This window comes from Rhodospirillales bacterium (assembly GCA_016872535.1).
Taxonomy (GTDB): domain Bacteria; phylum Pseudomonadota; class Alphaproteobacteria; order Rhodospirillales; family 2-12-FULL-67-15; genus 2-12-FULL-67-15.
In genome coordinates this window covers 1-8,999 of the sequence record VGZQ01000100.1, presented here as the reverse complement: position 1 = coordinate 8,999, position 8,999 = coordinate 1, and the positions used below count along the sequence as shown (strand labels likewise).

The following is an 8,999-nucleotide window of genomic DNA, read 5'->3' as shown; positions in this document are numbered from 1 at the left end:
GGGGCGCGCGGCGCCGGGCGGCGGGTGACTTTCTTTTTGCGTCGCGTTTTCATGATCGGATTCAGGATTCCGGCCAGCGCGCCCGCGCGGCGGCCCCGAACGCGAGCGAGGCCAAGCCCAGGGACACCACCATGTTGTAGCTCGCCATGCTGATCCCGAACAGGGTCCAATCGACCGTGTCGCACGGCTTCGGCGGCGGCGCCGCCAGCGCCTTGCGCAGGTCCTCGATGGTGGCGATGGGCGGCGCGCCGTCGGCGCAAACGGCGGACGCCCACCAGTGGTTCTCGACGCCGACGTGATAGAAGGCGATGCCGCCGTTGGCGACGAAGGCGAGGGCAGCGAGCGCCAGCAGAACCGACACCACCCGCCGGACGTCGCGCGCGACGATCGCGGCGGCCGAAAGGACGCCGGCGACCGCGTAGGGCACGCGCTGATAGAGGCAGAGCGGGCAGGGCTCCAGCCCGCCCCAATATTCGGCGGCATACGCGGTCGCGAGCGCGAGCGCGCACGCCGCCAACAGCAGAATCGCCGCGATGCGGGGGCGGAAGAGGATACGGACCGGGTCTTCCATCGCCCCATCATGCCCGGGAGGGAAGGGTCAGAACAGGTACTTGATGGCGACAAAGCCGCCGACCAGGAGAACGGCGAACAGCGTCGTCAGCAGCATCAATCGTTCCTCGATGAAGACGCGGATCGGCGCGCCGAATTTCCACAGCAACGCGGCAACCAGGAAAAAGCGGATCGCGCGCGAAACGATCGAGGAGAGCGTAAAGGTGACCAGATCGAGGCCGGTGACGCCGGCGGTGATGGTGATCAGTTTGTAGGGAATCGGCGTCAGGCCTTTGACGATCACGATCCAGGCGCCGTAGGCGTTGAAAGTGTCGCGGAACGCGGCGAATTGGGTTTCGAGCCGGTAAAAGGCGATGATCGGCTCGCCGATCGTCTCGAAGGCGAGATGGCCGATGGCATAACCGAGCCAGCCGCCGGCGACCGAGGCGAGCGTGCAGACGGTGGCGATGCGCCACGCCTGGGTCGGCGCCGCCAGCACCATGGCGATCAGGAGCACGTCGGGCGGGATCGGGAAGAACGAGCTTTCGACGAACGACACCGCGGCCATCCAGCCCATGGCGTGGGGATGGGCGGAAAGGCGCATGGTCGCGTCGTACAGGCGGCGAAGCATGGGGCGTGGACTCAAGGCGCGGGGCTGGAAGCGCGGGGCGCGCGTACTTAGCAGCCGCCCCAATGTCGGGCAACGGCGGCGTTTTCATCGCCGGGATTATGCTTTATACCCGGGGCGCGACGGCGGCCCCTGTGGCGGAACGGTAGACGCGGCAGACTCAAAATCTGTTGCTCGCAAGGGCGTGGGGGTTCGAGTCCCTCCAGGGGCACCATTTTAAATCAAAAAATTAGTGAATCGCCTTGTAGAAACAGATGAATAATCAAAAAAATTTGCTCGATGCGGCGCTCGTATTTCACCAATCCGGTCGCGTTCGCGAAGCGATCGACCTCTATAACCAGATTTTACGAGACGAGAAAAATAACGCTCAAGCATGGTTTCTGCTCGGGACGGCAAACTTGCAAATAGGTCAATCCCAGAGCGGGATTGAACAACTAAAGCGTTCCCTGAGCCTGAATTCGACGAACGCGGCCGCTCATAACAACTTGGGAAAGGCCCTCACGGACATAAAGCGGCTGGACGAGGCGCTGGAGTCAATCGACCGGGCCCTGAAGCTCAGCCCCGACTATGCCGAGGCGCACAATAACCGCGGTAACGTCCTGGCCGACCTCAAGCGGCCGGAGGAGGCGCTAAGGTCGTACGACAAGGCCGTGGCGCTTATGCCCAATGACGCCGAGGTGCATATCAACCGCGGCAATGCCCTGAAGGACCTCAAGCGGTTGGCGGAGGCGCTCGCGTCGTATGACAAGGCGTTGGCGCTCAAGCCCGACTCCGCCGCAGCATGCAACAACCGGGGTAACGTCCTTAAAGACCTCAAGCGTCCGGACGAGGCGCTCGACTCTTACGACAAAGCGCTGGCGCTTAATCCCCATGACGCCGACGTACACAACAACCGTGGCGTCGTTTTGAAGCAACTCAAGCGATTGGACGAGGCGCTCGCGTCGTATGACAAAGCGTTGGCGCTTAACCCGCATGACGCCAATGCCCACAACAACCGCGGCAACCTGCTGATGGATATCAGGCGTTTGGACGAGGCGCTCGCATCGTATGACAAGGCGTTGGCGCTCAAGCCCGACTACGCCGAGGCATACTGGAACAAGTCATTGCTTTTGATATTGATGGGTCAATATCTCGAGGGATGGAAGCTCTATGAGTGGCGCCTTCAAAACGACAGCACGAAAAACAACTACTATACCTTCCCGAAGCCGTCCTGGCGCGGCCAGGAAAGCATTCGAAACAAAAAACTGCTTGTTCATTCGGAACAGGGTCTGGGCGACGTCATACAGTTTTGCCGTTATCTGCCCCAAGTAAAATCATTGGGCGCCGAGATCATCTTCGAAGTGCCCAAATCCCTGGTGTCGTTTGTCTCTACGTTGAACTGTCCGATGACCGTTGTCGCCAGGGGTGCGGCTTTACCTGACTTTGACGTCTACTGTCCGGTCATGAGCTTGCCGTATGCCTTCAAAACACGAGTGGAAACCGTACCGGCAAAGACGCCCTACCTATTCGCCGACCGGGCAAAAGTTGAATTTTGGCGGAAAAAACTTGGCACCCCGGAGAAACCCAGGGTCGGGTTGGTGTGGTCGGGAGCCGCCGGCAACCGGGGCGATGCCGAACGAAGCATCCGCCTGAAAGAGCTATTACCTCTCCTCGATCTACCGATCGAGTGGTGCACGCTGCAAAATGAATTCCGGCCGCACGACCTGGAAATTTTGAAACAACATCCCGAAATCCGACAGCATCACGATGATTTGAAAGATTTTTCCGAGATAGCGGCTTTTATCGAGTGTTTGGATTTGGTCGTTAGCGTCGACACCAGTTTCGTTCATGTCGCGGGCGCAATCGGCAAACCGGTTTGGGTCCTCCTGCCGTTCGTGCCGGATTATCGGTGGATGCTGGATAGGGAGGACTCGCCCTGGTATCCGACGGCACGGTTGTTCCGGCAGCCCGATATCGGCGACTGGCGGAGCGTCGTTGATCGAGTCGCGGAGACTGTATCGTCGCACCGTGGTCTTTTCAGCATGTGACCGGTGTTCCCAACCTAAAAAGCCTTCGACGTGAGACCGTCTGCCAAGGGACGGGCCCCATTTCAAAGTGAAGGTTTTTCAAAAGTGCCGATCACTCCGCGTCGGGCTGATTCTCGGGCCGGGCCGCATCGAAGGCAGGCAGCGCCAGACACGCGGCCTCGATCCGGCGAAGCGTCGGATAGGGATCGAGCGCGCACTTGAAGCGCCGCGCGTTGGCGAGCTGGGGCACCAGGCAGACGTCGGCCAGCGTCGGCCGGGCGCCGTGGCAGAATTCGCCGGTGGCCGCGTCGTTCGCCAGCGCCGTTTCGAGAGCGGCGAGCCCCTCGACGATCCAATGGCAATACCAGGCGAGCCGGGCGTCCTCGCTCGCGCCCAGTTTGGCGGCGAGATAGTTCAGCACGCGCGGCGGATTGAGCGGGTGGATGTCGCACGCGATCTGCAGCGCGATCCCGCGCACCCGCGCGCGCCCCGGCGCATCCTTGGGCAGCAGCGGCGGTTCGGGCCGCGTTTCCTCCAGGTATTCGAGGATGGCGAGCGATTGGGTGAGCAGCGCGCCGTCGATTTCCAACGCCGGGACCAGTTTTTGCGGATTGAGCTTGGCATAGGCCTTGTGCTGTTCGCCGCGCAACAGATGCACAAAAGCGTGATCGTAGGAGACTTTTTTCAGGTTGAGCGCAATCCGCACCCGGTAGGCGGCGGAGGAGCGAAAAAAGCCGTAGAGTTTGGTCATGGAGTCCACTCTCCCGCTGGTGTTTTCCGATCTTATCCCAACCCTCTTATCCTAACCCGCGGGCCCTTGACAGGATTTGGGCGGCCGATAGGCTTTCGCCGTTGGCGCGGGTGTTTCCGGGGCGGCAAAGAGCCTCCGGAGGGGACGAAACGACCACGGGCATAAGGGACATCGGCCCCTCGGCTCGGTCGGTTCCCCTGTAAGCACGAGCGGCGGCGTCATGCCGGAACGGCTGTCCAGCGAAGGGCGTCCGGTCCGGCGATAAGCCGCGCGCATCACCATCCCGTGCGGGCGAGGGAGCAGGGGAGGATTCATGTCGGCGCGAAAAGCAAAAGGAGCGGAATGCGCGAAATCCGCTTGCTCGCGGCTCGTGGCGCATGCGCGGGACGCAAGCGCGTGGATCGGGAATAAGCCGTGAGCTGCCCCGACGATCGCCTGCACGCCCATGGGCGCACGCCGAGCGAGCCGCCGCCACCGCCGCGGCGCGGGTACAGCCTCGGCCTTCTCGCCGCGTGGTTCACGTCGTTCGGCAGTCACGCCGCGGTCACGGCCTGGATTCTGCTCGCGCCGCCCGTTTCGGCGCCGATGGTCGATCGCGGAGCCGCGATCGGCGTCGAGATCGTGATTGAAAACGCGCTTGCGGGATCGGATATCTCCATGCCCGCTCCCGCGTCCGTTCCCGAGATGGCCGAACCGCCGGTCGAGATCGCGACGGCATCCGAACCCGTTCCGCCGTCGGAATCCCCAATCCCCGAGGCCATCGACGTCGCGCCGAAGGAGCCGCCGAAAAAACCCGAAGTGTTTGCGCCCGTACCGCGCCGGCCGCAAACGGTGATCGCCGCGCTTGCGAAGCCGGACGTGTCGCCCGCCGTCACACAGGCCGCCGCGCTTCCCTCTCCCCCCAACGACGTGGCCGTGGCGTCCGTTCCCGCCGTTTCGGGCGCGCACATGAAGATCGAGGCCGCCGCGCCGCGCGCCGGAAATCCTAATCCCGAATACCCGGCGTCCGCGCGCCGCCGCGGTGTCGAGGGACGGGTGGTGCTGTTGGTGGACATCAGGGCCGATGGCACGGTGGCCGGCGTCGAGATCGCCGAGAGCAGTTCCCATGACGCGCTTGACGCGGCCGCCGCTCTGGCCGTGCGCCGATGGCTATTCCGGCCCGCCCGCCGCGATGGCGACGCGATCGATTCGCGCGTGAGGATTCCTGTCGTCTTCCGGCTTTTGAATCGCTAGCGCCCGCCGCGACGCATGCCGGCCATCCGGCCCTTCAAGTAGGCGCCGAGGGCGGCGACGTCGCCTTCGCGGTGATAGGACTTGCGCCGGACGAGGCTGAGGCGCCGCGCCGGGCTGTCCTTGGCGAGCGGCTTCACCGCCACGTCCATTCCCTTCACCAGTCCGGCCGAGAGCGCGATCTCCGGCAAGAAGGTAACGCCCAAGCCGTTCGCGACCATCTCGACCAGAGTGTAGAGACTGGTCGCCTGGAATTTGTCGCGGCCCCTGTTTCGGTCGAGGCGGCAAGCCGAAAGGGCGTGCTCGCGCAGGCAATGGCCGTCCTCCAAAAGCAACAATTCTCCGGGCGGAATGTCCTTGACCGCGATCGAGACCCCCTTCGCCCGCATCAGCGGATGATCGCCGGGCGCCACCAGCCAGAAGGGATCGGGACCGAGGTCCATGACCTCGAAGCCCGCGACGTCGAACGGCAACGCGATCAGCGCGGCCTCCAGTTCCCCCCGGCGCAACCGCTCCAGCAGGGCGCGGGTTTGGTCCTCGCGGATGAAGAGCTTCAATTCGGGATAGGCGCGCCGGAGCCCCTGCAGCACGCGGGGGAGCACAAAGGGTCCGATGGTCGGAATGGTGCCGAGGCGGAACGGCCCGGTCAAAGGCTGGTCGCCCGCGCGCACGGTTTCGACCAGGGTCTCGGCCCCGGCCAACAGCGCGCGCGCCTGCTCGGCCACGGCTTCGCCGAGCGGCGTCGGCAGGACTTTGCGCTTGGTCCGCTCCACCAGCCGCGCTTCCAGCACGTTCTCCAGGTCCTTGAGGCCCGCCGACAGGGTCGATTGGGTGACGCGGCAGCGTTCCGCCGCGCGCCCGAAGTGGCGGAGATCGACCACGGCGACGAGGAATTGCAACTGGCGCAGGGTGGGCAGGATGGGCATCGCATGGGTTCCGGGCGCGGCGCTGGCAGCAGTGTAGATAAATCGTTTTTATAAATCAATCTAATTAAAATTACTCGTTAGAGGCGATTTATAGATATTGCTACGCTTCGGGACGTCGAAGCCCGCAAATCCCCGCCGCGAGAGACGCCCCATGACCGAATTCATCCTGCTTCTCAACCGACTGATCGAACGTCAACCCCGGAGGACTCAACCATGAGCACCGAAACCATGAGCAAATGCCCCGTCGTGGGCCACGCTGCCGGCAGCGTCAGGTCGAACCGCGACTGGTGGCCGAACCGCCTGAAGCTGAACATCCTGCGCCAGCATTCGCCCTTGTCCGATCCGATGGGCAAGGACTTCGACTACGCCGAGGAATTCAAGAAACTCGACCTCAAGGCCGTGAAGAAGGACCTTTACGCGCTGATGACCGATTCACAGGACTGGTGGCCGGCCGACTGGGGCCACTACGGCGGACTGTTCATCCGCATGGCGTGGCATAGCGCGGGCACGTATCGCGTGCATGACGGCCGCGGCGGCGCCGGCACCGGCAATCAGCGTTTCGCGCCGATCAACAGCTGGCCCGACAACGCCAACCTCGACAAGGCGCGCCGGCTGCTCTGGCCGATCAAGAAGAAATACGGCAACAAGATTTCGTGGGCCGACCTGATGATCCTCGCCGGCAACTGCGCGCTCGAGTCGATGGGCCTCAAGACCTTCGGCTTCGGCGGCGGGCGCGCCGACATCTGGGAGTCCGAGGAAGACATTTATTGGGGCTCCGAGGCCGAGTGGCTGGGCGACAAGCGTTACAGCGGCGACCGCCAACTAGAAAATCCCCTCGCCGCCGTGCAGATGGGCCTGATCTACGTCAACCCGGAAGGGCCGAACGGCCAGCCGAGCGTGCTGGCCTCGGGGCGCGACATCCGCGAGACGTTCGCGCGCATGGCCATGAGCGACGAGGAGACCGTCGCGCTGGTCGCCGGCGGCCACACCTTCGGCAAATGCCACGGCGCGGCCAGCGCGACGAACGTCGGGCCCGAGCCGGAAGCCGCGCCGCTGGAGGCGATGGGGCTCGGCTGGATTTCGCGCCACGGCAGCGGCAAGGGCGGCGACGCCATCACCTCGGGTATCGAGGGTTCCTGGACCGCGAACCCGACCAAGTGGGACATGGGCTATTTCGACGTGCTGTTCGGCTACGACTGGGACCTGGTGAAAAGCCCCGCCGGCGCGTGGCAATGGGTACCGGTCAATCCGGACCCCAAGCACCTCGCGCCCGCCGCGCATGATCCCTCGAAGCGCGTGACCACCATCATGACCACCGCCGACATGGCGATGCGGATGGATCCGGCTTACGAGAAGATCTCGCGCCGCTTCCACAAGAACCCGGACGAGTTCGCCGACGCCTTCGCCCGCGCGTGGTTCAAGCTGACGCACCGCGACATGGGGCCGAAGGCGCGCTATCTGGGCCCGGAAGTCCCCAAGGAAGACCTGATCTGGCAGGACCCGATTCCGGCAGTCGATCATCCGCTGATCGACGCCAAGGACATCGCCGACCTCAAGGCCAAGATTCTGGCCTCGGGGCTCTCCGTCGCCGAGTTGGTCTCGACCGCCTGGGCGTCGGCTTCGACGTTCCGCGGCTCCGACAAGCGCGGCGGCGCCAACGGCGCGCGCATTCGCCTCGCGCCGCAGAAGGATTGGGAAGCCAACCAGCCCGCCCAACTGGCGAAAGCGCTCGCGGCCCTGGAAGGGGTCCGGAAGGCGTTCAACGCCGGATCCGGCAAGAAGAAGGTCTCGCTCGCCGACCTGATCGTCCTCGGCGGCTGCGCGGCCGTCGAGCGGGCGGCGAAGAACGCCGGCCACGACGTGGAGGTTCCCTTCGCGCCGGGTCGCACGGATGCCGCGCCGGAGCAGACAGACGCGGACTCCTTCGCGGTGCTGGAACCGCTCTCGGACGGCTTCCGCAACTACCACAAGAAGGGCCTCGGCGCGTCGCCGGAAGCGATGCTGGTAGACAAGGCGCAACTGCTGACGCTAACCGCACCGGAAATGACGGTTCTCGTCGGCGGCCTGCGCATGCTGGGCGCGAATCACGGCCAATCGAAGCACGGCGTGTTCACCGACAGGCCCGGGACGCTCGCCAACGACTTCTTCGTCAATCTGGTCGACATGGGCACGGCGTGGAGGCCAACCTCGGACGCGGGCGACGTGTTCGAGGGTCGCGACCGCGCCGGCGGCAAGGTCAAGTGGACCGCCACCCGCGTCGATCTCGTGTTCGGGTCGAACTCCGAGCTCCGGGCGCTGGCCGAAGTCTATGCCCAGGACGACTCGAAGGATAAGTTCGTGCGCGACTTTGTGGCGGCATGGACCAAGGTGATGAACCTGGATCGGTACGACCTCGGGGCCGCACGCGGATAATTAAAGACGGCTGAGGACGCCGGCCGCGCCCGACCGAACGGTCACTTCTTCTTCGGGTCGTACCCGAGGTTGGGCGCGAGCCAGCACGATGAGGTTTGCCAGCACGGAGAAGTTCATCTGTTGGAGCAGTGTTATTTGTAATTGCTTGGATCAACATCTTCCCAGTCGTGATCTTCGAGGGTTCCATGTCTGCGGCGTCGTACCCGAGCAGCAAATTCGGGGTAGTCCATTTCACGGGAAACGAAAGCGGAAAGAAGATCTTTGTAAGCATCAAACCTTTCACGATATTCAGGCAAAATATCCGGCAATTTTTTCGTTAAAAAGTCAGTTAGCCGAGGATCGGGGGCATTGCCAGTTCGAATATCGTGATAGCCGATGACGTGCTCCCCTGAACTGCCCTCGATTTGAGGTAGGATCCGTCCCATAGGAAGGAGACGGACGATGAAGCGTTCACGGTTCACGGAAGAGCAGGTCATTGGGATTCTGAAGAAGCATCG

8 protein-coding genes and 1 tRNA gene are annotated in these 8,999 nt (G+C 63.6%); 4 read left to right on the top strand and 5 right to left on the bottom strand.

Going from position 1 to position 8,999, the window contains the following annotated elements; translation table 11 throughout:
• Window positions 1-61: 61 nt before the first annotated feature.
• The gene (locus tag FJ311_14720) at window positions 62-571 is read right to left on the bottom strand and encodes a disulfide bond formation protein B (GenBank protein ID MBM3952691.1); all 510 of its coding nucleotides are present in this window, start codon (window positions 569-571) and stop codon (window positions 62-64) included.
• Window positions 572-598: 27 nt separating this feature from the next.
• Complete coding sequence (locus FJ311_14715) at window positions 599-1,180, bottom strand: DedA family protein (GenBank protein MBM3952690.1); 582 nt, start codon at window positions 1,178-1,180, stop codon at window positions 599-601.
• A gap of 125 nt (window positions 1,181-1,305) precedes the next feature.
• Between FJ311_14715 and FJ311_14710 the strand changes: the two genes are divergently transcribed.
• Window positions 1,306-1,391: transfer RNA gene (locus FJ311_14710), tRNA-Leu, on the top strand.
• A gap of 40 nt (window positions 1,392-1,431) precedes the next feature.
• Window positions 1,432-3,204: a tetratricopeptide repeat protein gene (locus FJ311_14705; GenBank protein ID MBM3952689.1), complete on the top strand. Its 1,773-nt coding sequence runs from the start codon at window positions 1,432-1,434 to the stop codon at window positions 3,202-3,204.
• Window positions 3,205-3,295: 91 nt separating this feature from the next.
• Here FJ311_14705 and maiA read toward each other — a convergent pair whose 3' ends face one another.
• Window positions 3,296-3,934, bottom strand: a complete 639-nt coding sequence (maiA, locus tag FJ311_14700) for a maleylacetoacetate isomerase (GenBank protein MBM3952688.1) — start codon at window positions 3,932-3,934, stop codon at window positions 3,296-3,298.
• A gap of 414 nt (window positions 3,935-4,348) precedes the next feature.
• Between maiA and FJ311_14695 the strand changes: the two genes are divergently transcribed.
• A complete protein-coding gene (locus FJ311_14695; protein MBM3952687.1) occupies window positions 4,349-5,167 on the top strand; it encodes an energy transducer TonB in 819 nt (272 codons plus the stop codon).
• On the opposite strand, the gene FJ311_14690 is transcribed toward FJ311_14695, so the two are convergent.
• Entirely contained in the window at window positions 5,164-6,090 is a 927-nt protein-coding gene (locus FJ311_14690; GenBank protein MBM3952686.1) for a hydrogen peroxide-inducible genes activator, read from the bottom strand. The two genes, FJ311_14695 and FJ311_14690, sit on opposite strands and share 4 nt — an antisense overlap.
• 213 nt (window positions 6,091-6,303) lie before the next feature.
• On the opposite strand from FJ311_14690, the gene katG reads away from it, so the two are divergent.
• Window positions 6,304-8,502, top strand: a complete 2,199-nt coding sequence (katG, locus tag FJ311_14685; GenBank protein MBM3952685.1) for a catalase/peroxidase HPI — start codon at window positions 6,304-6,306, stop codon at window positions 8,500-8,502.
• 131 nt (window positions 8,503-8,633) lie between these two features.
• On the opposite strand, the gene FJ311_14680 is transcribed toward katG, so the two are convergent.
• On the bottom strand, window positions 8,634-8,963 hold the full coding sequence (locus FJ311_14680) for a hypothetical protein (GenBank protein ID MBM3952684.1): 330 nt from the start codon (window positions 8,961-8,963) through the stop codon (window positions 8,634-8,636).
• Window positions 8,964-8,999 lie beyond the last annotated feature (36 nt).

Excerpts from the sequence above, each read along its gene's own strand:
- katG (MBM3952685.1), top strand. The coding sequence starts at position 6,304 with ATGAGCACCGAAACCATGAGCAAATGCCCCGTCGTGGGCCACGCTGCC.
- FJ311_14705 (MBM3952689.1), top strand. The coding sequence starts at position 1,432 with ATGAATAATCAAAAAAATTTGCTCGATGCGGCGCTCGTATTTCACCAA.
- FJ311_14715 (MBM3952690.1), bottom strand. The coding sequence starts at position 1,180 with ATGCTTCGCCGCCTGTACGACGCGACCATGCGCCTTTCCGCCCATCCC.
- FJ311_14720 (MBM3952691.1), bottom strand. The coding sequence starts at position 571 with ATGGAAGACCCGGTCCGTATCCTCTTCCGCCCCCGCATCGCGGCGATT.
- FJ311_14690 (MBM3952686.1), bottom strand. The coding sequence starts at position 6,090 with ATGCCCATCCTGCCCACCCTGCGCCAGTTGCAATTCCTCGTCGCCGTG.
- maiA (MBM3952688.1), bottom strand. The coding sequence starts at position 3,934 with ATGACCAAACTCTACGGCTTTTTTCGCTCCTCCGCCGCCTACCGGGTG.